Genomic DNA, 25,044 nt, shown 5'->3' on the forward strand with positions numbered 1-25,044 from the left:
GCTCGGCGTGAGGCGCTGGCCGTGTGGGTGAACCACTACAACTACCATCGGCCTCATACCTCCTGCGGGGACGCCCCTCCGGCCTCGTTGGCCCCGGCCCGAGTCAACAACGTCATGACCTCTTACAACTAGCGGGGCATCGGGCTGGGAGGGCGCGGCGGCGTCGTGGGGCGTCGTCGGGGGCGGGCCGCGGTCAGCGGTCGGCCCAGGGACGGGCGTCGGAGGCCCACGGCAGGGGACGGACGCGCTCCTCGGGCAGCGGGTCCGTGGCCAGCCGGCCGTCGCGGTGCACGTCGAGCCGTCGCCCGCCCGCGCGGAGGCGGCCGCGCTGCGTGCCTTCGTGTCGGAGCCCGGCGGCCCGGGCGACGGCCCCCGCCGTCGGGCTGTCCGCCCGGTGGGCCAGTTCGATCCGCTCGAGGCCTCCCTCGGCCAGTTCGGCGTCCGCCACGGTGGTCGCCGCACGCGACATGATCGCGTCCCCGCGCCAGCCCTGATGCAGCCAGGCGGTGAGCGCGCCGGTGCCGTGCGCCTCGTCGCGCACGACGGCGACCAGGCCGATCAGCGTGTCCGTCCCGCGCTCCACCACGGCGACGGCGTCCGTCCCCTCCGCCTGGACCAGTCCGTCGACGTAGGCGCGGGCCGAGGCCTCGTCGGTGACCTCCCCGGGGTCGGCCATGCCGACGGTGCCCGCGTGGAAGGCCGCCAGGACGGCGGGCGCGTCCGTGGAGCGGAGGGGGCGGAGCTGAGCGGGTGCGGAGCCGGTCATGTCGGGAGCATGGCCCCGACAGGGGCTGGAAAGTGAGGTGCGCCACACGAGCCGCACCCCGGAGGGCGGGTCACCGGGGACGGGGCCGGCTCTCGACGCCCGTCCCGCGGCTGGGCCTCACCGGCGCGTGGCTGCCTTCGCCTCGAGCTCGTCGGCGAGGGTGCGCAGCGTGCCGAGCTCCCGGGCGATCCGGGAATCCAGGTCGGCGTCCGTGAGCGTCTCCGAGCCGCCGCGGGCACGCAGGTAGAGCAGCTGGCCGAACCGGGCCCGGCGCCACTGATACTCGGCCTCGGCGTCGCGGGCCTGCAGGGCGCGGGAGATCTCCCGGTCGTAGAGCGGCGGCTCGTTGAGCTGACGCTGGCGCACTTCGAGCACGCGGGACGCCCGGCCCGGCTCGGAGGGGACCTCGTCCGCCTCGAGCAGGCGCCGACCGAGGTTGGCGGCGGCGATGTGCTCGCCCTCCTCGCGCAGGATCAGCGACGCCAGGGACAGCGCGGCTTGGATGGACTTCCACCGCCCCACGGCCCCGTCCCACGGCAGGTTCGTCAGCAGGCCCAGGGTGGCGAGCGTGCCCTCGGTGTCCTCGTGCAGCAGGTAGAGCCGCTCGGCCATGCCGAACACGTCCTCCAGCTGGGAGCCGGAGCGCAGGTTCAACCCGTGGGAGAGCCGGGCCGCGGTGGCGGTCAGCTCGGTGTCGTCGAGGTGGCGCTTGCCGACGGTGACGATCCGCTCCTCGGGGGACCCCGCGTCCACGGGGGAGAAGGTGGTGTCCGGGACGGCCCTGCGCTCCTCCGGGCGGTCCGTGCGGACCCGGATCACGGAGCCGTGGGCGATCTTGACCTCCCGGCCGCCCTCGAGGGTGGCGATCACGAGCGCGGGGGTGCCGAAGTCGTCCCGCATCACCCGGGTCGAGGCCACGGGCGGGGCGGGCTCGCCGCGGCGGGTCAGGAAGCTGTCCCCGGGCTGCACGTCCTGGGACTTCAGATGGCGGAGGTAGCCGCCGACGACCGGTGCCATGCTCAGCGCCCCCATCCCACGTGGGCGAGGGCCTGGCGCACCAGGTCCCCGCGGCCACCGATGAACTCGGCCTGGATGTCCTCGCCGAGGGCCTCCTCGGGGGTGAGCCAGGTCAGCTCGAGCGCGTTCTGGCGCGGCTGGCACTCACCCGTCACCGGCACCACGTACACCAGGGCCACGGCGTGCTGGCGGTCGTCCGTCAGCCCGGTCTCGGACGGCGCCGGGAAGTACTCGGCGACGGTGCAGGGGACCACCGACGGCGGCAGCTGCGGGAACGCGAGCGGGCCGAGGTCCTTCTCCAGGTGGCGCATCAGCGCGGCGCGGATGGTCTCCCGGTACTGGACGCGGCCGGAGACGAACGTCCGCTGGAACGTGCCGGTCTCGTCCGCCACGTAGAGCAAGCCGATCTCGGTGACGTAGCCGAGGGAGTCCAGCCGCACCGGGATGGCCTCCACATACACCATGGGCAGCCGACGCCGGGCCTCGTAGAGGTCCTCGTCGGACAGCCAGCCCGGATTCGGGTCGGGGGTGCGCACGCTCATGGTTCTGTTCTACCGGAGTTCCGCGCCGGGGGCACACCAGGTCCCGCGTGTTCCGCTCACCACTTGGCGCGGAAGTACTGCCGGGCCATCGGCACCTGCTCCGAGGGGACGTCGAGGGCGAGGGCGGCCGCGGTCGGCCAGTTCGGGTTCGCCAGGGCGGCGCGACCCACACAGACGGCGTCGGCGCGGTCCTCGTCCACCACGGCCGCGACCTCCTCGGCGCCGGTCAGCGAGCCGACGGCGGACACCACGATCCCCTCGGTGCCCTCCTTCACGGCGGTGGCCAGCGGCACCTGATAACCGGGGCCCTGGGGGCCCTCGTAGGTGTCCCCGATGCCCGCGGAGGACAGGTCGAACCAGTGCACCTGCCCCTGCAGCTCCTGCGCCAGGCGGACGGTCTCCTCGATGCTCCAGCCGCCCTCGACCCAGTCCGAGCCGGAGATGCGGATACCGAGGACCTTGTCCGCGGGCCACACCTCGCGCACGGCCGCCACGACCTCCTTGAGGAAGCGGGTGCGGCCCTCGAAGTCCCCGCCGTACTCGTCGGTCCGGGTGTTGGTCAGCGGCGAGAGGAACTGGTGGATGAGGTAGCCGTGGGCGGCGTGCAGCTGCACGGCGCCGAAGCCGGCACGGTCGGCGCGCTCGGCGGCGTCGGCGAAGGCCTGGACGGTCTCCCGGATCTCGTCCACCCGCATCGCGTGGGTGCGGATCTCCATGGAGTTGGTGGCCACGCCGGAGGGGGAGAAGGTCTCCCAGGAGTCGGGGCCCTCGAGGATCGGCTGCCCGGCGGCCGCGCCCGGGTGCATGGGGACGGTCGAGGCCTTGGCGCCGGCGTGGCCGAGCTGGATGGCGGGCAGGGCGCCCTGGGAGGCGATGAACGCGGCGATCGGCGCCCACGCGTCCCGCTGCTCGTCGTTCCACAGGCCGGTGTCCCACGCGGAGATGCGTCCCTCGGGTGTGACGGCGGTGGCCTCGGCCACCACGATCCCGAAGCCGCCGGCCGCGCGGGCGCCCAGGTGCTGGAAGTGCCAGCCGTGGGGGACGCCGTCGCGCGCCTCGCACGAGTACTGGCACATCGGCGGCAGGATCAGGCGGTTGCGCACGCGCACGCCGTTGATCTCGATCGGTTCGAAGATCGCGGGCACGGCGGGGGCGTCGGTCTGCGGGGTGGCGGTCTGAGTCATGCGCCCCACCCTACGAGCGGGTCCGGACACGGGAGGGCTCGCGTCCGCCGCGGGCGGAAGGGTGGGCCCGGCCCGTGCGACGAGGGAAGTCGTCACCGTTGCTGCGGCCACCCCTACCCTGGGCTCATGCCCTCCTACCGCGCCCGCCTGCAGATCGGCGACCTCCTGCCCGGCCACCGGCCCGAAGAGGTCATGGACCTGGCCGAGGCGGCCGTCCAGGCCACGCACGTGCTCGCGGCCAAGGACATCGAGGTCGTGGCGCGCGTCCCGCGGATCGTGCTGCGCTTCACGGTGCCCGGCTCGCACCGGGCCGGCGAGGACGCCGAGGCCGCCGAGGTGGCGCGGCGGATGGCGGAGGCGGTGGCCGGCGTCGCCGTGACGGGCCGGCTGGACGTGCTCCGGCGCGAGGGCGGCCGGTGGGTCCCGGTGCCGGGCGCACCCGGGCGCTGAGTGGGGCCAGGCTCAGGCGCTGGACGGGGCGGGCATGCGGGCGGCGTCGCGCTCGATCTGGCGGGCCCAGGAGCGGCGCACGGCCGCGGTGGTGACCAGCAGCAGCGCCCCGAAGGCGGCCGCGAAGCCCACCCACACGCTCTGCTCCGTCCCGAGCGGGCTGGGCAGCAGACGGGGCAGGGCGAGGCAGAGCAGGGTCCAGGCCATGCCCAGGGCCACACCCATGCGGCCGCGCCCGCCGAGCACGAGGCGCAGGGCCGCCAGCAGCAGGGCCACCAGCACGAACAGGGCGAGCAGCTCGGTCGGGAACCAGTCCACGTGCACGCCCCAGGCGTGGAGGGCGGCGCCCACCGCGGTGGGCGCGCCGGCGAGGAGGGTGCCCAGCAGCACCCCGAGCGCGCCGTCCTCGGCCACCCGTGCGACGCGGCGGGCCGTCGGGTGGGCCCCGAGTCGCCGGACCACACCGAGCATGAGGACCAGGGCGAACAGCCACGGGATGACCTCGAGGCCCCAGGGCGCCAGGACGGCCAGGGGGAACCACAGCGCCAGCGCCAGCAGGGCCCCCGCGACCGCGCCCCGGATACGGCGGTGCCGCGGCGCCGCGCCCTGGCCCGGCCCCCACTGCCGGAGCGCGTACATCCCGGTCAGCAGCCACAGCACCGGCCAGATCGCCGCATGCAGCGGGAACAGTCCGAACACGCTCGCGCCGGGGCCGTGCCTGCCGTCGGCGGTGAGCGGGTACGCGCCGGCATCGAGCGCGCCGAGCCCGGGGACGCGGCCGGCCAGACCGAGGCCCCACGCACTGGAGAGCACGAACAGCGCCCACGCGACGGTCAGCAGCGTCTGGCCGCGTCGGTCCGCAGGGGTCGGTGAGCCGGCCGGCTCCTCGGGCGGGGCGGGGGTGTAGCCGGGGATCAGGGGAAGGGCGCCCGTGACCGGCCCCGCCGAGGAGTGGGCGGTGGCCTCGGCCTGGACTGCCTGCGCCTTCGTGGAGAGCCGCTGCCGCCGCCGCCACTCGGGCAGGGCCACCCGGGCCCGGGCGAACAGCTCCTCATCGGTGAGCCGCTCCTCCGGGTCGGACAGCAGCGGCCGGTCGGCGGCGGCCGGGAAGACCTCGAGGCCCTCGAGCTCGCGCGCGGCCCGGGCGAGCGCGCGGGACTCCCGCTCCTCGTGCTCGCGACGGCGGCGGGCGGCGTCCTCCGCCGCGCGGCGCTCGGCCTCCCGGGCGCGGTCCTCGAGGAGCCGAGCCTGGGCGAGGGCGCGTTCGGCGTGCAGCACGGTGTGGGCGCGGACGCGTGCGGCCTGGCGACGACGTCGCTCGGCCTCGCGGCGGGCGGCCTCCTCCGCCTCGCGACGGCGCCGCTCGGCCTCCTCGGCCCGACGGCGCCGCTCGGCCTCGACGCGTTCGGCCTCGAGGCGACGGCGTTCGGCCTCGGCCGCCTGCCGACGGCGCTCCGCCTCCGCCTCCGCCTCGAGCCGGAGCCGCTCCCGCTCGGCGAGCGCGGCCTCCTCGCGGGCCCGCCGCTCCGCCTGCACGCGGGCGCGCTCGGCGGCGACCTCCGCCTCCCGGCGGCGCCGTTCCTCCCGCTCCCGGCGGCGGGCCTCCGCTTCGGCGGCGGCACGGGCCTTCTCCTCGGCCGCCACCCGACGGCGCCGCTCGGCTTCACGCCGACGGCGCTGCTTCTCCTCCTCGCGGCGGCGGCGGGCCACCCGCGCGGCCTGGGCCCGGCGGGCCTCCTCGTCGAGGCGGGCCTGGAGGGCGGCGGCGTCGCGAGCCCGGGCGGCATCGCGGGCCTGGGCGGCGGCGGCGGCCTCGGCGGCGAGCCGCTCGTGCTCGGCGGCCCGGCGACGGGCGGCCTCGGCGGCGCGCTCCCGGCCGGCTCGCAGGCGGGCCCGCCGGCGCTCCTCGGCCGCAGTGCGGCGGCGTGCGGCCTCCGCGGCCTTCTCCGGGTCCCGCCCCGGGGCGGGGAGGATGCGCTCGACCGTGCCGACGAGCGGGTCGGTGAAACGGGCGAGGTCCGGGCTGCCGAGGCGGTCCAGGATCTCGCTGAGGTCCCGGCGTGGGCGCTGCTCGGCGGGAGCGCCCGGAGTGCGCAGGCGGTCCATGGCGCGGTGCACGTCCGCGCGGCGGTCCTCGCGCACGCGGCGCCCGGCGGCGGTCTCGGGTCGGCCCGAGCGCAGGGCGCGCTCGTGACGGCGCAGATCGCGGCGGGAGATCTCCCCGGGCGCGGCCAGGGCGCGGCGGGGGCGCGCCGCGGGGGCACGCGTCGCGTCGTCGTCGGGACGGGGCGCTGAGGCGCCCCGGAGGCGCTCGAGGGCGGCGCGGGACTCGGAGGACGCGTCCTGCATGCTCACCCCTTCCGGCCCCGGCGACGGTGGGCCACGATCCCCGCGATCATCAACCCTGCAAGGGTACCGAACACCATGCCGACCACCGCGGACGCCCACCACGGCAGGCCGGTGGCCCGGCCGGTGATCCAGCCGAGCCCCACCATGGACCCGGACCATGCGAGCGAGCCCGCCCCGGACAGCCACAGGAACACGGGCCAGCGGATCCCGCCGATCCCGGCCGCCGCCATCGACGCCGTCCGTCCGCCCGAGACGAACCGCAGCACGGACAGCCCCGCCAGGCTGCCCGCCGGGCCCACCCGCACCAGCAGGCTCCGGATCCCCCGGTGGATCCGACGCCACCACGCCCAACGGTCCAGGCGGTCGGCGAGGCCGTGGCGGAACAGCGCGTAGAGGCCGACGTCCCCGGCCCAGCAGCCCAGCCACGCCGCCAGCACCGCGGCCACGGGGGAGACCCGGCCCTCGGCCGCGAGCGCCCCCGAGCCGATGACCACCACCTCCGACGGGACGGGCGGGATCGGGGCGTCCAGGGCCACGAGCAGCGCGGTGAGCGGATGGAACCACACTCCGAGCGCGTCCATCAGGGCGGCCGGATCCCCGCCCGTCACCGCGGTCGCTCCTGCAGCTGGGCGGGGGAGGTGAACTCCCGCTCCTCGCCCGTCACCGGGTCCGTGAAGCGCAGCGACCGGGAGAGCAGCTGCAGGGGCCGGGCGATGTCGTCCGGGGCGAGGTCGAGCAGCTCCGGGTAGAACGGGTCGAACGCGATGCCCAGGCCCAGGGCGGCCAGGTGGATGCGCAGCTGGTGGGTGCGGCCCGTGCGCGGGGTGAGTCGCAGGTGCGCCACGCGCCGCCCCGCCAGCGTCCCGGCGGAGACGCCGACGCCCAGCAGCTCTACCCGGGACTCCGCGTTCGCCCCGGCGTGGGGCCGGTTCGCCCGCCGGGTCCGCACCGGCGCGCCCGCCCGGCGTCCCGATGCGGCCGGTGGGATCTCCTCCACCACGGAGCGCAGGACCCCCTTGTCCTTGCGGATCCGGCTGCGCACGGTCAGCGGGAATCGCCCCAGGACGGGGTCGGCCGGGGCACCGGGGCGGCGGGCGCCGTCGTCGGGGGCGTCCGGCAGGAGCACCACGGCCTCGTAGGTCTTGGCCACGGCACGCCGCTCGAAGAGCAGGTGGTAGGCGCCGCGGGTGGCCGGGTTCGCGGAGAACATCACGACGCCCGCCGTCGCCCGGTCGAGCCGGTGCAGGGGCACGAGGTCATCGAGGCCGAGCTCGTTGCGCAGCCGCACCAGCGCGGTCTCCTGGACGAAGCGGCCGCCCGGGGTGGTGGGCAGGAAGTGTGGCTTGTGGATGACCACGAGGTGCTCGTCGCGGTGCAGGAGCGTGTGCGCCACCGGCAGGGGCTCCTCGTGGGGGACGTCCCGGTAGTACCAGAGGTCGTCGTGGACGCCGAGCGGCGTCGTCGGGGTCAGGGCGGTGCCGTCCGCGGCCACCACCTCGCCGCGGGCGAAGCGCGCGCGGATGCCGTCCGGGTCCACGTGGCCGAACCGGTGCAGCACGTAGTCCTGCGCGGTGGGCCAGCCGGAGGTGGGCAGGCGCAGGCGCGTGGCGTTGACGCCGTTGCGCGGGGGGAGGGGAGAGGGGACGGCCACGGGTCCATCCTCCCAGCCCGGCGCGGCTGCGTCCGACCGGCGCCGCTCAGTCCGACCGGCCGGGCCGGCCGGAGCCGGTGGTCTCGTCCTCGGCCGGGCCGCGGTCCTGCGGGGTGAGCACCACGACCTCCTCGGCCGGCGCGGCGCGCCCCGTCACCTCGTGCGCCGGGACCGCCCCGCCGACGTCGACCACCACGGTGTCCAGCACCGCGCCCGCGGGGACCTCGCAGTCGCCGAGCAGGAGGCTGCCGCGCACCGTGGCGCCGGCCGCCACGACCACCCCGGGGCCGACCACGCTGTCCGAGACCTCGCCCTCGATCCGGCAGCCCGGGCTGAGCAGCGAGCCGGAGACGCGGGCGTCCGGGGCCACCCACGCCGGCGGCGCCTGGTGGGGGTTGGTGATCAGCGGCCAGCCCTCGGCGGCGACGTCCAGGCCGGTGCCCTCGAGGATCTCCCGGTGGGCGCGGACGTACGCGTCCAGGGTGCCGATGTCCCGCCAGTACCCGACGAGGCGGTGCTCCCGCACGCGCCCCCGCGCCACGAACGCCGGGATGATGCTCTCCCCGTAGTCGCCGAGGGAGGAGCCCACGGGGTCGCCGTCCTCATCGGTCTCGCCCTCGTCCTTGGTGGCCGCCTCGTCCTCGCCCGCCACGAGGTCGCCGACCACCTCGGAGAGCGCGGCGACGTCGAACACGAACACCTCGGTGGCCACGAGCGTGCCCGCCGGGTCCTCCGGCTTGTAGGCGTAGTCGGTCACGGCGCCGTCGTCGTCCACCCGCACGACGCCGAAGCGTGAGGGGTCCTCGTCCGTCTCGGTGGTGACCACGGTGAGCTCGGCGCCGGAGCGGGCGTGCTCGGCCAGCACGCGGCGCAGGTCCAGCTGGTACAGGTGGTCCGCGGAGAGCACGACGACGGTCTCGGCGCCGAACTGCTCCAGCAGCGGCAGCTGCTGGGCGATCGCGTGGCCGTTGCCGCGGGCGAAGCCCTCCTCGGCGCGGCCCTGCGCGGGGGGCAGGAGCCGCAGGCCGTGGCGGGTGCCGTCGAGATCCCACGGCCGGCCGCCGGCCAGGTGCTGGTTGAGCGTGAAGGGGCGGTACTGCTCCACGACCCACACGTCCCGCAGGCGCGAGTGGGTCAGGTTGGACAGGACGACGTCGATCAGCCGGTACTGGCCCGCCAGCGGCACCATCGGCTTGGCGCGGGCCGCGGTGAGCGGCATGAGGCGGCCGCCGGTGCCACCGGCCAGCACGAGCGCGACGACGGCGCCCTCCGGGTCCTTCGGGAACGGGTCGGCCATGACTTCTCCTCGGGTCGGGGCGGGTTCAGCGTAGGGAGCGGGGAGGACACGTGGCCACCGCTCGGGTGCGTCCGGGTCAGCGCTGGCAGTGCGGGCACCACCACAGCCGCCGCGCGTCGTCCTCGGGGGAGCCGTAGTCCTCCTGGCGGACGGGGCCGCGGCAGCGCAGGCAGGGGGCGCGGTCGTGCCCGTAGACCCAGGACGACGGCGTCCGGCCGGGTGCCGTGCCGGGTGGCGGGCCGGACGGGACCAGCACCTCGACCCCGAAGGGTCGCCCCGGGTTCGGGCGCACGCCCGTGGTCCGGCGCCGGGCACCCGTGGCGGGGGCGGCGGGCGGGACGTTGGCGCGCAGCAGGTCCCGGGCGAGCAGCACGAGTCCGGCGACGTCGCCGACCTCGCCGATCGGCCGGTGCGGGTCGATGCCGGCCAGCAGGAGGGTCTCGCAGCGGTAGATGTTGCCGATCCCGGAGACGAGCCGCTGGTCGAGCAGGGCCAGGCCGACCGGCCGCTCGGGCCGGGCCGTGAGCCGCCGCACGCCCTCGGCGAGCAGGGCGGCGCCGTCGTCGGGCGTGTCCCAGGCCGGGTCCAGCAGGTCGGGGCCGAGGTAGCCGAGGACGGCGGCCTCGTCGGCGGTGGGCACGAGGGTGAGGAGGCCCAGCTGGGCGCCGAGCACGCGGTGCTCCGCCGTCTCCAGCACCGCCCGCACCTGCCAGGCGGGGGCGTCCCACCGCGCGTCGACGGCCGAGACGAGCCAGCGCCCCTCCATCTTCAGGTGCGAGATCAGGGTGAGCGCACGGGCGCCGGGGCGGGCCGCGGGCGGGGTCAGCCGCATCAGCAGGTACTTGGCGCGCGGCAGGACCTCGGCCACCGTCCAGCCGGTCAGGTCCGCGGTGGCGTGGCGGGGCACGCGCAGATCCGCGTGCGTCAGGACCCGGCCCTCGAGCACGGGGCGGAGCCGGTGCGCGACGCGGACGAGGGAGTCGCCTTCAGGCACGGGCCGTCACCGGCTCAGGCCGCGTTGAGCTGCCAGGTCACGCCGAAGCGGTCCCCGACCCACGCGAAGCGGCGGGAGAAGCCGTAGTCGTCGGGCGGCATGTAGTCACGGCCACCGTCGGCGAGGAGCGCGTCGTGGATCGCGTCCACCGCGGTGGCGTCCGGCAGCTCGACGAACAGACTGATGGCCGGGGTGAACGTGAACCCGTGCGGGGTGAAGGAGTCGAAGAACCGCAGCCGTTGGCCGGCGATCTCGAGCTCGCCGTGCAGGACCTTGCCCGCCCATTCGGCGCCGCGCGGGGAGGAGTCGTCGAAGAGGTCGCGGCGGACCTCGGTGACCGGCAGGTGCTCCACGAACGCGGTGAGGTAGGCGTCCATGGCCGCACCGGCGTCACCCTCGAACAGGAGGAACGGGGTGACGGAGGGGTCCGAGGGGTGCGGCAGGGAGTGCTCGAGGGCCTCGGGGGCGGTGCCCACGTCCTCGGGCGGGGCGGCGTCGATGCTCATGGGCCGAACCTACCCCCGGGCCCCGCCTCCGCGACAGGGCCACCCCGGGCAACGCGGGTTGAGTTGTCGCGGGTGTTCGACGGCGGGACCCGCGACAACTCAACCCGCGTTGCGGACGGACGGAAGGACGGACGGACGTGGGTTCTCAGTTCCGGAACCGAATGCCCGATGGGCTCGAGTAGAACCCCGCGGCCAGCAGCGCCTCGGCCAGCGGCGTGCCGAGCACGGGCCCGCCGTTGACCTTCTCCAGGCTCAGCCGCTCGGTGCGGCCGGTGCGCAGCGCCCACACGAGCGCCTCCGCCGCGGCCCGCAGCTCGCCCGGCTCCTCCGTGAACGCGAGCAGCGTGCGCCCGCCACGCTCCATGTAGAGGGCCAGCCGCCCCGCGATCAGCACGACGACGGCGCCCGCCTTCCGGCCCGGGCGATGGCCCGTGGGCACGACGCCGTCCGGCCCGGCCGGCACGGACGGCCAGTCCAGCGCGGCGCCGTAGGGGTTCGCCGGATCCGTCGCGGCCAGGGCGAGGGCGAGCGGGGCGGCGTCGACGGCGGCGTCCTCCTCGTCCCGCTGGAACCCGCGCAGCCGATCCACCACCGCGCCGGTGGAGAACTGCGCGCCGCCCAGCCCGTCGACGAAGTGGCCGCGGCGCACCTGGCCCGCGTCCTCCATTCGGGTGAGCAGCCGGTACTGCCCCGCGAACCCGCCGGGGACCTCCTCGGCCACCACGGAGCCGCGCGTGATCACGCCGTACCGGTCCAGCAGCAGCTCGGCGGTGGCGTGGGCGCGGATCGTGGGGTCCTGCTCGGCGGCGGGCAGCAGGGACCAGCGGCCGGCCGAGCGGGCCTGCTCGGCGGCCGAGAGCCCGACGGTCCCCGCCGTGAGACCGGCCGAGCCCCGGGCGCCGCCCTCGGGCGAGGCGAGCCCCGCGTACCGGCCACGCCCGCGCACCCCGGCCAGCCGTCCGCCGAGCCCGCGCCCGGCCGCCGCCCCCGCGGCCCCGCCCGTCCGCGCGGTGCGGGCCCGCGGCGTCTGCCGCCCGGTGCGGTGCGCGGTCTTGCCGAGCGAGAGCAGGCCGCGGACGGGGGCGAACGTGTCGTTGCCGACCCGGCCGTCCCACACCAGGCCCCACAGCGCGCCCAGCACCGCGGGGCCGCGGGCCAGGTCGGCCGGGTCGCGGTGCGGGTCGGGCCCGCCCGCCCCGCCTGCGCCACCCGCGTCGCCGTCGTCGCCCGCCGCCTGCGCCGCCCGCACCCGCTCCACGAGCTGCGGGAAGAACCAGGCCCCACCGCCGGCGAGCACCTCCAGCACGGCCGCGCGCAGGGCGGCGTCGGCCGGCGTCGCCTCGGCGGGCTCGGGCAGGCGCAGCGTGAGGTCCACGGCGTCGGCGGGGTGCAGGGCCACCCAGCCGTCGTTGCCGGCGGCCTCCCCGACGCCCGACCACACGTATTCGCCCGTGGCCAGCAGCTCGTCGAGCAGGGCGGGGGCGTAGTCCCGCACGCGGGCGGGCAGCACGAGGGACTCCCACGCGCTCGCGGGCAGGGGCGTGCCGGCCAGCTGGTCCAGGACGGTGGCCACCCCGTCCACGCCCTCGAGCGTGGCCGGCGGCCGCCAGGCCCCGTCGCGCCCCGCCCGCGGCCGCAGGTGCTGCCAGTCGGCGAGGAACCGGGCGTACGCGGCCTGGTCCACCGGCTCGACCTCGGCGCGCAGCGCGGCGAGGGAGCGCATGCGGATCCGCCGCAGCACCTCGGCGTCGCACCACTCGGCGTCCAGGCCGGTGGCCCCGGGGGTGCCCTCCGGCCGGAACGCGCCCGTGCTCACGCGGCGCTCGGTGGCCAGGCGCTGCAGCACCGAGAGCACGACGGCGCCCCCCAGCCCCAGCGCGGCCCCCGCCTCGGCCGCGGTGAAGGGGCCGTGGGTGCGGGCATAGCGGCCCACGAGGTCCCCGAGCGGGTCGTCGACCGGGTCGAGGAACGCGGTGGGCACCCCGTGGGGGATCGGCGTGCCGAGCGCGTCCCGCAGGCGGGCGGCGTCCTCGACGGCGGCGAACCGCTCGACCCCGTCCTGGCGCAGGCGGAACGCGCGGCCGGCGCGCTCGAGCTCCGCCAGCATCCCGGCGACGGCGGCCTCGTCCGCGGCCTCCTCCGTCTCCCCTTCGGCCCGTGTGCGCCGCGCGGCCTCGGCCACGGATAGCGGCCCCAGCAGGCGCAGCAGGTCCGCCACGCCCTCGGCCCCGCGGGCGCGCCGGTCGGGTGCGAGCCGCTGCAGCTGGGCCTCGACCTCGGCGATGACCCCGGCGTCCAGCAGCTCGCGCAGCTCCTCCGTGCCCAGCAGCTCGGACAGCAGCGCCGGGTCGAGGGAGAGCGCGGCGGCGCGGCGCTCGGCCAGCGGGGAGTCGCCCTCGTAGATGAACTGGGCGATGTAGCCGAACAGGATGGACTGGCTGAACGGCGAGGGCGCCGTCGTCGTGACCTCCACGAGCCGGACGGCCCGTGAGGACACCCGCCCCGCGAGCTCCTTGAGCGCCGGGAGGTCGTAGACGTCCTGGAGCACCTCGCGCACGGTCTCCAGGATCACGGGGAACCGCGGGTGCTTCCGTGCCACGTCCAGCAGCTGCGCGGACCGCTGCCGCTGCTGCCACAGGGGGGTCCGTCGCCCGGGGTCACGGCGCGGCAGCAGCAGGGACCGGGCCGCGTTCTCCCGGAACCGGGCCGCGAACAGCGCGGACCCGCCGACTTCCGCCGTGACGATCTCGTCCAGCTCCTCGGCCGTGAACTCGAACAGTTCCGCGCCCGGCGGCTCCGCGTCCATCAGCGGGATGCGCAGCACGATCCCGTCGTCGGCCGCCATCGCCGCGCCCGAGCCGGTCTCCAGCCCGTACCGCTGCGCCAGCCGCGCCCCCACCGCGAGCGCCCACGGGGCGTGCACCGCCATGCCGTAGGGGGAGTGCAGCACCACGCGCCAGTCGCCGAGCTCGTCCGTGAACCGCTCCACCACGAGCGTCTGCTCGGTGGGCAGCACCCCGGTGGCCTCGCGCTGGTCCTTCAGGTAGGCCAGCAGGTTGTCCTGCGCCCACGGGTCCAGGCCCGCGGCGGCCAGGCGGGTGCGGCCGGCCTCGGGGTCCGCGTCCAGCTCGCGGCGGAAGCGCCCGACGGCGTCGCCCAGCTCCGCCGGCCGGCCCGCGGCGTCGCCCCGCCAGAACGGGAGCTTGCCGGGCTGCCCGTAGGCGGGCAGCACCAGGACGCGGTCCGCGGTGATGTCCACGATGCGCCAGCTCGTGGCGCCCAGCAGGATGACGTCCCCCACGCGGGACTCGTAGACCATCTCCTCGTCGAGCTCGCCGACCCGGCGCCCGCCGGAGCGGGCCGAGCCCGCGGACGCGGAGCCCGCCGACTCGGCCGTGTCCCCGGCCGCCGCGCCGCCGGGGGTGCCGTCCGCGCCGCCGTCGGAGGCCAGGAACACCCCGAACAGGCCGCGGTCCGGGATGGTGCCGCCCGAGGTGACTGCGAGGCGCTGCGCGCCGGGGCGGGCGGCGAGCGTGCCGTTCTCCCGGTCCCACAGGATGCGCGGGCGCAGCTCGGCGAACTCGTCCGAGGGGTAGCGGCCGGCCAGCAGGTCGAGCACGGACTCGTAGGCGGAGAACGGCAGCGTCGCGAACGGCGCGGACCGGCGCACGAGGTCGAACCACTCCTGTGCGTCCAGGTCCGCGACGGCGACGGCGGCCACGGTCTGCTGGGCGAGGATGTCCAGCGGGTTGGCGGGGATCCGCAGCGACTCGATGCGCCCGGCCGTCATGCGCTCGGCCACGACGGCGGTGTCCACGAGGTCGCCCCGGTGCTTGGGGAAGAACACGCCGCGGGAGACCTCGCCCACCTGGTGGCCGGCGCGGCCCACGCGCTGCAGACCGGAGGCCACCGAGGGCGGCGACTCCACCTGGATCACCTGGTCCACCGCGCCCATGTCGATGCCCAGCTCGAGCGAGCTCGTGGCCACGACGCAGCGGATCTGGCCGGTCTTCAGCGCCTCCTCGACGATGGCGCGCTGCTCCTTGGACACGGAGCCGTGGTGGGCGCGGGCGAAGTCGGAGACGGTGCCCGATCCGGTGCCGGTCTGCCCGGCCACCTGGGCGGGGCCGTGGAAGCCGGTCGGGTCCGGCGTGCGGAAGCCGGGGACGGCGTCCGGGTGCTCGGCCGCGGCGGCCGCCTCGGCGCGGGCCTCCCAGATCTCGTTGAGCCGACCGGTGAGCCGCTCGGCCAGGCGCCGGGAGTTGGCGAACACGAGTGTGGAGCGCCGCTCGGCCACCAGGTCCACGATCCGCTCCTCGACGTGCGGCCAGATGGACCCGCCCGTCACCGCGCCCTCGTCACCGAGCCCGCCCGTCGAGGAGCCGGGCCCCAGGTCGTGGGCTGCGGCGGGGGAGGAGAGGTCCGTCAGGTCCGGCACCGGCACCGTGACCGTCAGGTCCCAGCGCTTGGCCGAGGCGGGCCGCACCACCGTCACCGGCTGGGTGCCGCCGAGGAACCGGGCCACCTCGGCGGCCGGCTCGACCGTGGCGGACAGGCCGATCCGCTGCACGGGCGCGTCCAGCAGGGCGTCCAGGCGCTCGAGGGAGACGGCCAGGTGGGCGCCGCGCTTGGTCCCGGCCACGGCGTGCACCTCGTCCACGATCACCGTGCGGACCCCGGTCAGCGCCGCGCGGGCCTGCGAGGTGAGCATGAGGTACAGCGACTCGGGCGTGGTGATGAGGATGTCCGGCGGATCCTGCTGCAGGCGCCGCCGCTCGGCCGCCGGGGTGTCTCCGGAGCGCACACCCACCCGGACGCGCGGCACGGGCCTGCCCTGGTGCGCGGCGGTCTGCGTGATGCCCACCAGCGGGGCCCGCAGGTTCCGCTCCACATCCACGCCGAGCGCCTTCAGCGGCGAGACGTAGAGGACGCGGGTGGCCGCCGTCCCCTCGGCGGCGGGCTCGCGCACGAACGAGTCGAGCGCCCAGAGGAAGGAGGAGAGGGTCTTGCCCGAGCCGGTCGGCGCGATCACCAGGGCGTGCCGCCCGGAGGAGATCGCGTCCCACGCGCCGAGCTGGGCCGGCGTCGGGGCCTCGAACGCGCCCGTGAACCAGGCGCGCGTGGGTTCGGTGAACCGGCCCAGGACGACGTCGGCCGCGGGAGTGGCCGTGCCCGCTGCGGTCTCCGCGGGCCCGCTCATGCGTGGTGGTACGGTCGGCCGGCGGAGATCTCCTGGGCTCGGTAGACCTGCTCCGCCAGGATCAGCCGGACGAGCTGGTGCGGGAAGACGAGCGGGGACAGGGACCAGACGCGGTCCGCGCGGGCGTGGACCCGGGCGTCCACCCCGTACGCGCCTCCGATGACCATCGTCACCGGGGCGCCGACGTCGAACCGGCCCTGCAGGTGCCGCGCCAGGCCCGGCGAGTCGAACGCCGTCCCCCGCTCGTCCAGCAGGATCAGGTGCTCGTCCGCGCCGACCGCGCCCAGGATCCGGTCCGACTCCTCCGTGCGCGCCGCCTCCTCCTGCCGCGCGGAGTGCGGCAGCAGACGCCACGAGAGGTCGTAGGGCTTCTTGAGACGCCGCTCGTAGCGGTCGATCCCGTCGACGACCCACGCCTCATGCTTCTTGCCGATGGCCAGCACCCGAACAGACATGGCCCCATGATCGCACCGGCCGCGGACACGGTACGGGGGTCGGCCCCCGCCGCTCGGCTACGCTCGCCGGGGCGGGGTGCCTAGCTCCGCACCGGAAGGGGGCCCATGACGTCGACCGCACGGTCCCCGCGGGTGTCCCGCCGCGCCGCGCTCGGCCTCGGGGTCGGCGCCCTCGCGGTGGGCGGGGTGGCCGTCGTCACCGACCTGGCCGGCGCGCCCGCCGGGCCGCTGGGCGCCAACGCGACGGCCCTGTACGGCATGCGCAGCTCCACCGGGCACACGTACGCGGCCCTGCCCGGGCGCGCCGGACGCATCGACGTGCACCGGCCGCCGGGCCAGGGCCCGTTCCCGGTCCTCGTGTGGAACGCGGGCTCCGGCTGGCGCAGCGATCGCGGCTACAGCGACGGTGTCGACGTCGCCCGCGGCCTGGTCCCGCACGGCTACGCCGTCGCCGCGTTCTCGGTGCGCAGCTCCAAGCAGGGCACGTTCCCCGCCCAGGTGGAGGACGCGACGGCGGCGGTCCGCTGGGTACGACGCAACGCCCCGGGCCTGCAGCTGGACGCGGGGCGGGTGGCCGTGGCCGGCTCGTCGTCGGGCGGCTGGAACGCCCTCATGGCCGGCCTCACGGGCGGACAGGACCTGGACCGCGAGCAGGTGCCGCCGCCCGGCCGGGAGGTGCCCGACGGCGGCCACGCGATCCCGGAGGAGGACCGCGTCCACGCGATCGTGGACTTCTTCGGCCCCACGGACTTCCTGACGATGAACCGCCAGATGCTCCCGGGCGCGTGCGCGGACTACAACCGCGCGAACCGGCTGAAGCACTGCCACCTCGACGACCGCAGCACCAAGTCGGACATGCTGGGGGTGCCCGTCCTGGCCTCGGGCGGCCTGACCCGGCTGGCCTCCCCGATCACGCACGTGCGCCCGGACTCGCCGCCCCTGCTGGTCGTCCACGGGCGCAAGGACGTCACGGTCCCGTGGGGACAGAGCCTCGAGCTGTACCGGGCCGCCGAGGCCGCCGGACTGCGCACCGCGTTCTACTCGGTGGCCGAGGGCGGCCACGACCTGGGCATGATGACCGCGAAGACCCGCAGCGCGGAGGTGCTCCGCACCGGTGTGCCGGCCAGCGCCGTGCACGCCTCCATCTCGTGGTCCGCGGTGGCCTCGTTCCTGGACGCGGTCCTGCCGCGCTGAGGCGGCGGCCGGACCCGCCCCGGCATGGCGAAAGCCCGGGAGCACGAGGCTCCCGGGCTGCACATCTGGCGGTGACGGTGGGATTTGAACCCACGGTACGGGGTTACCGTACACAGCATTTCGAGTGCTGCACCTTCGGCCGCTCGGACACGTCACCAGACCAGGACACCCTACCCGAGCCGCGGCGGCGCGCCCAAACCGGCCGCCCGCCGTCGTCGGGCGCGGGCGCGTTCAGCCGCGCTGTGCCGCGAAGAACTCCCGCAGCAGCGCCGCGCTCTCCTCGGCGCGGACGCCGGCGCGGACCTGCACCTGGTGGTTGAAGCGGGGGTCGCGGACCACGTCCAGCACCGAGCCGCACGCGCCCGCCTTCGGGTCCCATGCCCCGAACACGACGCGCGGGATGCGGGCCAGCAGCAGCGCACCGGCGCACATGGGGCAGGGCTCCAGGGTCACCACGAGGGTGCAGTCCGTCAGGCGCCAGCCGTCGCCCGCCCCGGCGGCGGCCCGCAGCTCCGCCCCGCGGCGCAGCGCGAGGACCTCGGCGTGGGCGGTGGGGTCGTGGTGCTGCTCGCGCTCGTTCCCGACGACGGCCAGGACGGCCCCGTCGCCGGCCACGAGGGCGGCTCCGATCGGCACGTCGCCGGCCGCTCCGGCCACGCGGGCGGCCCGGAGTGCCAGGCCCATCCACGCGTGCTCCTGCTCGGCCGTGGGCGCGGGGGAGGGGACGGGGGCGGACACGCGGCCAGCCTAGCGGCGGTGTCGGCGCCCCCGCGGGCGCGGGGACGGGCGCAGGGGCGCGCGTGGGCGGTACCGTGGGCGCCATGCGCGTCCACATCGTCGACCACCCGCTCGTGGCCCACAAGCTCAGCGTCCTGCGGGACAAGAAGACCCCGTCCATGATCTTCCGGCAGCTCACGGAGGAGCTCGTGATGCTGCTCGCCTACGAGGCGACGCGCGACGTGGCCATGGAGGAGGTGCGGATCGAGACCCCGGTGACCGAGACCACCGGCTTCCGGCTGGCCCGGCCGCGTCCGCTGGTCGTGCCGATCCTGCGCGCGGGGCTCGGGATGCTGGAGGGGATGACCAAGATGGCGCCGTCCGCCGAGGTCGGGTTCCTCGGCATGGCCCGCAATGAGGAGACGCTGGACATCGTCACCTACGCGGAGCGGCTGCCGGCCGACCTGTCCGGGCGTCACGTGTTCGTCCTGGACCCCATGCTGGCCACGGGAGGCACGCTGATCGAGGCCATCCGCTTCCTCTACCAGCGCGGCGCGGCGCGGGTCACGTGCCTCTGCCTGCTCGGAGCGCCCGAGGGCATCGAGCGGTTGGAGGCCTCGCTGGGCGACGTCGAGGTGGACCTGTACCTGGCCGCCGTCGACGAGCGCCTGGACGAGCGGTCCTACATCGTCCCCGGCCTCGGCGACGCCGGCGACCGGCTCTACGGTCTGGCGGAATGACCTGATCGGACCTCCGCGTCCGCCACGAGACGACCACGGCCCCCGCCCCCACCCGGCGGGGGCCGTGGTCGTCTCACGGGAGCGTCTCCGGCGGGGACGTCAAGCGGGGCCGCCAATGTGTCGTCCATCTAGTGGACGTCACGACCCGCTGTGACCCGTCATCATGGCGTCACATGGAAAACCTGGCAGTCTCCTGCATAAATATTCCGCATACTCATTGGTCCTGCGGCGCGCTCCCACCTGTTGAACAATGAGAGAGTCACGCGGGCGAGCCGAGCGACGGCGCGACGCTATTCCGATCCGCGAATAGTGATGTTGAGCACATTCAGGACTCTTCTTCTCAAATAATGAGACAAAAGTGCGAACGTTACTTGCCAGTCCCCTCGGTGAAGTCACATTCTTGTCATGTGACGCCTCGTCCGCCGCACCGACCGAGCGGTGGAGGGGCCATGAGCCGAAAGAGGAGTGGTGGCCATGGGTCAGTCCGCCGGATACGTGCACATCTCCGTCCGCAACGCGCAGCGCCGGGCCGACGGCATGTCCCGCCGAGGCCAGGCCCGCGCAGGCCTGCGCCTGGCCGGTGGCACCGACGCCCCCGACTCCCAGACGGCGCCGACGCCGGTCCTGGCGCCGAACGGCATCCCGGGTCCCCAGGCGGTGGCCCGGGAGAACGAGGCCCGTGGGTTCGTCATCTACGTGGGCATGGACGAGCTGGCCGCCTCGGCCGCCGGCACCTCCCTCACGCGGCTGGCCAATGAGCTGCGCCACTACGTGGAGTCCCTCGTCCCCGGGGCGGAGTCGCACGCCGCCGTCGCCCTGGCCCCCGCCGGCGCGGAGGGCCGCGACATCGAGGTCGTGCGCCAGGTGCTCGGCGACCCGACCGTGCAGGGCGGCACCCGTCCCGACCTGGCGCAGGCGCCGGCCCCCGTGTCCACGCGCCAGCCCGGTGTGCTGATCGATCTGTCCCGGCGCGAGGTGCAGCTGGACGGTGAGTCGCTGAACCTCACCTTCAAGGAGTTCGAGCTCCTGAACTACCTCGTGGAGAACGGCGAGCGCACCGTCGGCCGCGAGGAGCTGCTCGACGCCCTGTGGCGCAACGCCGACGAGGTGCCCAACGAGCGCACCATCGACGTGCACATCCGCCGCCTGCGCGCCAAGCTCGGCCGCCTCGCGAACACCGTGCGCACCGTGCGCGGCCAGGGCTACCGCTTCTACCGCCACCCCGAGGTGGTCGTGTGGGCGGCGCCGGAGTACAGCATCTGACCCGCGCCCGCCCGTGTCCGACGACGGCCCCCGCTCACCCGAGCGGGGGCCGTCGCCGTAGCCTGGCCGCATGAGCACCGCCGACGCGAAGACCCTGATCGTCCTCCGGCACGCCAAGGCCGGCTGGCCCGACGCGGCCGACGACCATGCCCGCCCGCTCGCCGAGCGAGGCCACGCCCAGGCGCCCGCCGCCGGCGACTGGCTCCGCGAGCACGACCTCGTCCCGGACGCCGTCGTGTGCTCCGATGCGCTGCGCACCCGTCAGACGTGCGTGTGGGTGTGCGAGCGCCTGGGCGAGCTGGCACCCACGCCCTACCTGGACCCGCGGCTCTACGGCGCCGACGCGGCGCGGGCCCTGGCCGTCGTCAACGAGACGGAGGAGACCACGCGACGGCTGCTGGTGGTGGGCCACATGCCGTGGGTGCAGGAGCTGGGCATGCGGCTGATGAGCCTGGACTCGGACCAGGACGCGGCGCTGCGCATGAGCGAGCACTACCCGACGCTCGGGATGCAGGTGTTCCGGGTGGAGAAGCCGTGGGCCGAGCTCGACGGCCGCGACGCCGCCCTGACGCACTTCGTGGTTCCGGGGCGCTGACCTCCGCGGCGGCGCGCGTGGCAGAGGCGCGCCGACATGACGAAGGCCCCGCTCCAGCAGGAGCGGGGCCTTCCGATCGTGCGCCCAAAGGGATTCGAACCCCTGACCTTCTGTTCCGTAGACAGACGCTCTATCCAGCTGAGCTATGGGCGCATCATCCGATCCGCCGGAGCGGCTCGAACTCGTAGAACACTACAGGACCTCTCCGGCGAAGTGCAAATCGACGGTCTGCGGCGGTCTGTGTCGGGGGTGTGGCGGGGGCGCGGCCATGATAGCCGGGCTCGGGTACCATGGCAGGACCGTGCGGCCACAACGATGTGGTGCGCGCTTCGGCGGTGCACGCATCGGAGTGGACGGGACGGAACGGCCCCGGACCCCAATGGGAGGACTCTCCACCATGGCTGACAACGCCACCACCTCGTTCGCGGATCGCGCCCTGGCGGACGCGCCCACGGACTACGCCCAGCTGCGCGAGTGGGTCGCTCAGATTGCAGAGCTGACGCAGCCGGACTCCGTCCAGTGGGTCGACGGCTCCGAGGAGGAGCGCGACCGCCTCGCGGACGAGCTCGTGGCGGCGGGCACCCTGACCCGCCTGGCCGAGGACAAGTTCCCCAACTCCTTCGCCGCGTTCTCCGATCCCGCCGACGTCGCACGCGTGGAGGACCGCACCTTCATCTGCTCCGAGAAGGAGGAGGACGCCGGCTTCACCAACAACTGGATGGACCCGGCGAAGATGCACGGCATCCTCGACGACGCGTTCACCGGCGCCATGCGCGGCCGCACCATGTACGTGATCCCGTTCGTGATGGGCCACCTCGACGCCGAGGACCCGAAGTACGGCGTGGAGATCACCGACTCCGCCTACGTGGTCCTGTCGATGCGCATCATGGCCCGCATCGGCCAGGACGTGCTGGACAAGATGTCCCGCGAGCAGGCCTTCTACGTGCCGGCCGTGCACTCCGTGGGCGCCCCGCTGGAGCCGGGCGAGCAGGACGTGCCGTGGCCGTGCAACGAGACCAAGTGGATCGTGCACTTCCCCGAGGAGCGCTCCATCTGGTCCTTCGGCTCCGGCTACGGCGGCAATGCCCTGCTCGGCAAGAAGTGCTACGCGCTGCGCATCGCCTCCGTGATGGCCCGGGACGAGGCCTGGCTCGCCGAGCACATGCTGATCCTCAAGCTGACCAACCCCGAGGGCCGGTCCTACCACATCACCGGCGCCTTCCCGTCGGCCTGCGGCAAGACCAACCTCGCCCTCATCGACCCCACGATCGAGGGCTGGAAGGCCGAGACCCTGGGCGACGACATCACCTGGATCCGCGCCGGCAAGGACGGCGAGTTCCGCGTGATCAACCCGGAGACCGGCTACTTCGGCGTCGCCCCCGGCACCGGCTGGTCCACCAACCCGAACGCCATGCGCGCGATCTCCAAGGGCAACTCCATCTTCACCAACGTCGCCCTCACCGACGACGGCGGCGTGTGGTGGGAGGGCATGACGGACGAGGTCCCCGAGCACCTCACCGACTGGCGCGGCAACGACTGGACGCCCGAGTCCGGCACCCCGGCCGCCCACCCGAACTCCCGGTTCTGCACGCCCATCGAGCAGACGGACATGCTGGCCGACGAGTACCGCGACCCGCGGGGCGTGAAGCTGGACGCCATCCTGTTCGGCGGCCGCCGCAAGACCACCGTTCCGCTGGTGACCGAGGCCTTCGACTGGGAGGACGGCATCCTCAAGGGCGCCACCCTCTCCTCGGAGACCACCGCGGCCGCCGCCGGTGCCGTGGGCGTCGTGCGTCGCGACCCGATGGCCATGCTGCCGTTCCTCGGCTACGACGCCGGCGACTACCTGGCCCACTGGGTCAGGGAGTCCGGCAAGGCCGACCCGGAGAAGCTGCCGCGCATCTACCTGGTCAACTGGTTCCGCCGCAACCGCGACGGCGGCTTCGCCTGGCCCGGCTTCGGCGAGAACTCGCGCGTCCTGAAGTGGGTCGTGGAGCGCCTCGAGGGCAAGGCCGAGGCCGAGGAGACCCCGATCGGTCTCGTGCCGGCCGCGGGCTCGCTCGACCTGTCCGGCATCGAGGTGTCGGCCGAGGACCTCGAGGACGCCCTCAAGGTCGACGCCGCGGAGTGGGCCGAGGAGAACGAGCTCATCGAGCAGTGGCTCGGCCGGTTCGGCGAGTCGCTGCCCGCCGTCGTGCGCGAGCGCTTCGAGGCGCAGAAGGCCCGGTTCGCCCAGGCCTGAGCCCCGCCGCACGCGGAACGGCCCGCACCCCGTGAGGGGTGCGGGCCGTTCCGCGTTCCGGGGCCGGATCAGGCGGCGAGCCAGAGGTCCGGGCCGAAGATCTCGTAGCGGATGGACGTCGCGGGCACGCCGGCGTCGATCAGCTTCGAGCGGGTGGACTGCATGAACGCGAGCGGGCCGCACAGGATGTAGTGCCCGTCGCGGGGCAGTTCGACGTCGTCGAAGTGCATCACACCCTCGACGGTCGTGACGCCCTCGGGGTCCTGTTCGGGCCGCACCCCGAGGAAGAGGCGGGCGTCACCGTGCGGCAGCGCCGCCAGGGACTCCGTCACCTGTTCGCGCAGGGCCACCGCCTCCCAGGACGCGTCGCCGTGGAAGAAGAGGACCTGGCGGTCCGAGCCCTGCTGGGCGAGGGTGTCCAGGATCGCCGCGGCCGGGGTGATGCCGATGCCGGCGGTCGCCAGGACCAGGGGAGCGGTGGAGTCCTCGTCCTCGAGGGTGATGTCGCCGTAGGGGTTGGACAGCTCGATGACGTCGCCGACCTCCACGCTCTGGATGAGCGTGGGCGAGACCTCGCCGCCCTCGTCCAGCTTCACGGTGATGACGCGCTCGGTGGCGGACCCGGCCTTCTCGGAGAGGGAGTACTGGCGGCACTGGCGCAGGCCGTCCTCGACCTTCAGTCGTACGGACACGTAGCCGCCGGCCTTGCCGCGGGTCTGCGGGGTGTCGTCGGCCGGCTCGAAGCGGAAGGTGACGGCCGCGTTGCCGGTGGGCTCCTTCGCGACGACCTTCCAGTCCGTCCACATCCTGTCGTTGGCCTGCTGGGCGTAGAGGCCCTTCTCGATCTTGATGAGGGCGTCGGCCATGAGCCAGTAGACCTCGGCCCAGGCTTCGGCCACCGCGGGGGTGACGGCGTCGCCGAGCACCTCGCCGATGGCCCAGAAGAGGTTCTCGTAGACGATCGGGTACTGCTCCTCGACGATGCCGAGGGCGGTGTGCTTGTGGGCGATGCGGGACAGGACGGCCTCGGGCAGGGTGCCCGGGTTCTCGAGCAGGTGGACGGCGAAGTGCACGATGGACCCGGCCAGGGCCTGTGCCTGCTCGCCGTTGCGCTGGTTGGCGCGGGAGAAGACGCCGTCGAGGAGCTTGGGGTGGGCCTCGAACATGTGGGCGTAGAACAGGGGTGTGATCTCCGGCATGTGCTCGGCGACGACGGCGGCGGTGGCCTCGATGACGGGGCGGGACTTCTCGGACAGCACGGGGGTCTCCGTCTCCTCGGTGGCGAATCTTGCGCTGATTTTGCCAGATTACACCCGGCCATCGCCGTCGGGAACTCGCCCCCGGCCCGTTCCCTCAGTGCGCCACGGGGATCTCCGGCAGGCCCAGCAGCACGGGCCCGCCGACAGGCCCGGCGCTCACCAGATCCCGGATCCGCACGGTGTCGAGCTCGGCGAGGAAGGCCTCGCGTGCGCGGTGCAGGGCGCCGCGCAGGCGGCAGTCGCCGGCGTAGGGGCACGCCACCCCGGAGTCGCGCCCGGCGCAGTCGATCACCTCGTCGCGGCTGCTCAGCGAGCGCACGAGCTCGCCCACACGCTGGTCCAGACCGGCCGCGGCGATCATGGCCCCGCCGTGCCGACCGCGCAGCACCTCGATGGTCCCGCGGCGGCGCAGCTCGGCAACCGCCTTGATCACGTGGTTGTAGGGCACCTGGATCCGGTCCGCGATCTGCTGGCTGGTGAGCCGTTCCCCCTCGGCGGCCGCGAGCGTCATCAGCACACGCAGGCAGACGTCGGTGTAGGCGCTCAGCTTCATTCCTCCATCATCCCACCGGTGCACGGCGCCGCCGCGCCTGCGGTGTCCGGGCCGGTTGGCATACTGACGC

The 25,044-nt window shown here is 75.0% G+C and carries 22 protein-coding genes and 2 tRNA genes; 7 read left to right on the forward strand and 17 right to left on the reverse strand.

What is annotated here, in order from left to right:
* Positions 1-132: integrase core domain-containing protein (locus tag FLM69_RS04625; RefSeq protein ID WP_141843272.1), on the forward strand; the 132-nt coding region annotated here is incomplete at its 5' end.
* 61 nt (positions 133-193) lie between these two features.
* Here the strand turns inward: FLM69_RS04625 and FLM69_RS04630 are convergent.
* The 4 genes from FLM69_RS04630 to FLM69_RS04645 all read right to left on the reverse strand — a co-directional run bounded on the left by FLM69_RS04630 (position 194) and on the right by FLM69_RS04645 (position 3,509).
* Positions 194-766, reverse strand: coding sequence for a GNAT family N-acetyltransferase (locus tag FLM69_RS04630; protein ID WP_141843274.1), 573 nt, complete (start codon positions 764-766; stop codon positions 194-196).
* A 117-nt stretch (positions 767-883) separates the two neighbouring features.
* Complete coding sequence (locus FLM69_RS04635) at positions 884-1,783, reverse strand: DUF6707 family protein (protein ID WP_255502714.1); 900 nt, start codon at positions 1,781-1,783, stop codon at positions 884-886.
* 2 nt (positions 1,784-1,785) lie between these two features.
* On the reverse strand, positions 1,786-2,325 hold the full coding sequence (locus tag FLM69_RS04640; protein WP_036316089.1) for an NUDIX hydrolase family protein: 540 nt from the start codon (positions 2,323-2,325) through the stop codon (positions 1,786-1,788).
* Between the two features lie 56 nt (positions 2,326-2,381).
* Positions 2,382-3,509, reverse strand: coding sequence for an NADH:flavin oxidoreductase/NADH oxidase (locus FLM69_RS04645; RefSeq protein WP_141843278.1), 1,128 nt, complete (start codon positions 3,507-3,509; stop codon positions 2,382-2,384).
* Positions 3,510-3,635: 126 nt separating this feature from the next.
* Between FLM69_RS04645 and FLM69_RS04650 the strand changes: the two genes are divergently transcribed.
* On the forward strand, positions 3,636-3,959 hold the full coding sequence (locus tag FLM69_RS04650) for a hypothetical protein (protein ID WP_141843280.1): 324 nt from the start codon (positions 3,636-3,638) through the stop codon (positions 3,957-3,959).
* Between the two features lie 12 nt (positions 3,960-3,971).
* On the opposite strand, the gene FLM69_RS04655 is transcribed toward FLM69_RS04650, so the two are convergent.
* From FLM69_RS04655 to FLM69_RS04690, 8 genes are all read right to left on the reverse strand, one after another.
* A complete protein-coding gene (locus FLM69_RS04655) occupies positions 3,972-6,308 on the reverse strand; it encodes a hypothetical protein (protein ID WP_141843282.1) in 2,337 nt (778 codons plus the stop codon).
* Positions 6,309-6,310: 2 nt separating this feature from the next.
* Positions 6,311-6,916: a DedA family protein gene (locus FLM69_RS04660; RefSeq protein WP_141843284.1), complete on the reverse strand. Its 606-nt coding sequence runs from the start codon at positions 6,914-6,916 to the stop codon at positions 6,311-6,313.
* Positions 6,913-7,959, reverse strand: a complete 1,047-nt coding sequence (locus FLM69_RS04665) for a pseudouridine synthase (RefSeq protein WP_141843286.1) — start codon at positions 7,957-7,959, stop codon at positions 6,913-6,915. The genes FLM69_RS04660 and FLM69_RS04665 overlap by 4 nt, the downstream gene beginning before the upstream one ends.
* A gap of 46 nt (positions 7,960-8,005) precedes the next feature.
* Entirely contained in the window at positions 8,006-9,256 is a 1,251-nt protein-coding gene (locus FLM69_RS04670; RefSeq protein ID WP_141843288.1) for a glucose-1-phosphate adenylyltransferase family protein, read from the reverse strand.
* 76 nt (positions 9,257-9,332) lie between these two features.
* The gene (locus FLM69_RS04675; protein WP_141843290.1) at positions 9,333-10,250 is read right to left on the reverse strand and encodes a DNA-formamidopyrimidine glycosylase family protein; all 918 of its coding nucleotides are present in this window, start codon (positions 10,248-10,250) and stop codon (positions 9,333-9,335) included.
* Between the two features lie 14 nt (positions 10,251-10,264).
* The gene (locus FLM69_RS04680) at positions 10,265-10,756 is read right to left on the reverse strand and encodes a VOC family protein (RefSeq protein ID WP_052007061.1); all 492 of its coding nucleotides are present in this window, start codon (positions 10,754-10,756) and stop codon (positions 10,265-10,267) included.
* Positions 10,757-10,901: 145 nt separating this feature from the next.
* Positions 10,902-15,956, reverse strand: a complete 5,055-nt coding sequence (locus FLM69_RS04685; RefSeq protein ID WP_063189920.1) for an ATP-dependent helicase — start codon at positions 15,954-15,956, stop codon at positions 10,902-10,904.
* Complete coding sequence (locus FLM69_RS04690) at positions 15,953-16,411, reverse strand: 23S rRNA (pseudouridine(1915)-N(3))-methyltransferase RlmH (protein ID WP_181161581.1); 459 nt, start codon at positions 16,409-16,411, stop codon at positions 15,953-15,955. The genes FLM69_RS04685 and FLM69_RS04690 overlap by 4 nt, the downstream gene beginning before the upstream one ends.
* A gap of 105 nt (positions 16,412-16,516) precedes the next feature.
* On the opposite strand from FLM69_RS04690, the gene FLM69_RS04695 reads away from it, so the two are divergent.
* The gene (locus tag FLM69_RS04695; RefSeq protein ID WP_063189916.1) at positions 16,517-17,605 is read left to right on the forward strand and encodes an alpha/beta hydrolase; all 1,089 of its coding nucleotides are present in this window, start codon (positions 16,517-16,519) and stop codon (positions 17,603-17,605) included.
* Between the two features lie 66 nt (positions 17,606-17,671).
* Here FLM69_RS04695 and FLM69_RS04700 read toward each other — a convergent pair.
* Positions 17,672-17,762, reverse strand: a tRNA-Ser gene (locus FLM69_RS04700).
* Positions 17,763-17,836: 74 nt separating this feature from the next.
* Positions 17,837-18,343, reverse strand: a complete 507-nt coding sequence (gene tadA, locus FLM69_RS04705; protein WP_063189914.1) for a tRNA adenosine(34) deaminase TadA — start codon at positions 18,341-18,343, stop codon at positions 17,837-17,839.
* 83 nt (positions 18,344-18,426) lie between these two features.
* Between tadA and upp the strand changes: the two genes are divergently transcribed.
* From upp to FLM69_RS04720, 3 genes are all read left to right on the forward strand, one after another.
* Positions 18,427-19,062, forward strand: a complete 636-nt coding sequence (gene upp, locus FLM69_RS04710) for a uracil phosphoribosyltransferase (protein ID WP_010079486.1) — start codon at positions 18,427-18,429, stop codon at positions 19,060-19,062.
* A gap of 474 nt (positions 19,063-19,536) precedes the next feature.
* Positions 19,537-20,325: a winged helix-turn-helix domain-containing protein gene (locus tag FLM69_RS04715; protein ID WP_036316068.1), complete on the forward strand. Its 789-nt coding sequence runs from the start codon at positions 19,537-19,539 to the stop codon at positions 20,323-20,325.
* Positions 20,326-20,395: 70 nt separating this feature from the next.
* On the forward strand, positions 20,396-20,920 hold the full coding sequence (locus tag FLM69_RS04720; protein WP_002854135.1) for a histidine phosphatase family protein: 525 nt from the start codon (positions 20,396-20,398) through the stop codon (positions 20,918-20,920).
* A 79-nt stretch (positions 20,921-20,999) separates the two neighbouring features.
* Here FLM69_RS04720 and FLM69_RS04725 read toward each other — a convergent pair.
* A tRNA-Arg gene (locus FLM69_RS04725) sits at positions 21,000-21,073 on the reverse strand.
* Positions 21,074-21,317: 244 nt separating this feature from the next.
* On the opposite strand from FLM69_RS04725, the gene FLM69_RS04730 reads away from it, so the two are divergent.
* A complete protein-coding gene (locus FLM69_RS04730; RefSeq protein WP_049147908.1) occupies positions 21,318-23,162 on the forward strand; it encodes a phosphoenolpyruvate carboxykinase (GTP) in 1,845 nt (614 codons plus the stop codon).
* Positions 23,163-23,230: 68 nt separating this feature from the next.
* On the opposite strand, the gene FLM69_RS04735 is transcribed toward FLM69_RS04730, so the two are convergent.
* Positions 23,231-24,421, reverse strand: coding sequence for a globin domain-containing protein (locus FLM69_RS04735; protein ID WP_063189910.1), 1,191 nt, complete (start codon positions 24,419-24,421; stop codon positions 23,231-23,233).
* A gap of 94 nt (positions 24,422-24,515) precedes the next feature.
* On the reverse strand, positions 24,516-24,974 hold the full coding sequence (locus FLM69_RS04740; protein WP_002858036.1) for an Rrf2 family transcriptional regulator: 459 nt from the start codon (positions 24,972-24,974) through the stop codon (positions 24,516-24,518).
* Positions 24,975-25,044: the final 70 nt, after the last annotated feature.

The sequence above is a fragment of the Micrococcus sp. R8502A1 genome (assembly GCF_006704135.1).
GTDB classification, from domain to species: Bacteria; Actinomycetota; Actinomycetes; order Actinomycetales; family Micrococcaceae; genus Micrococcus; species Micrococcus luteus.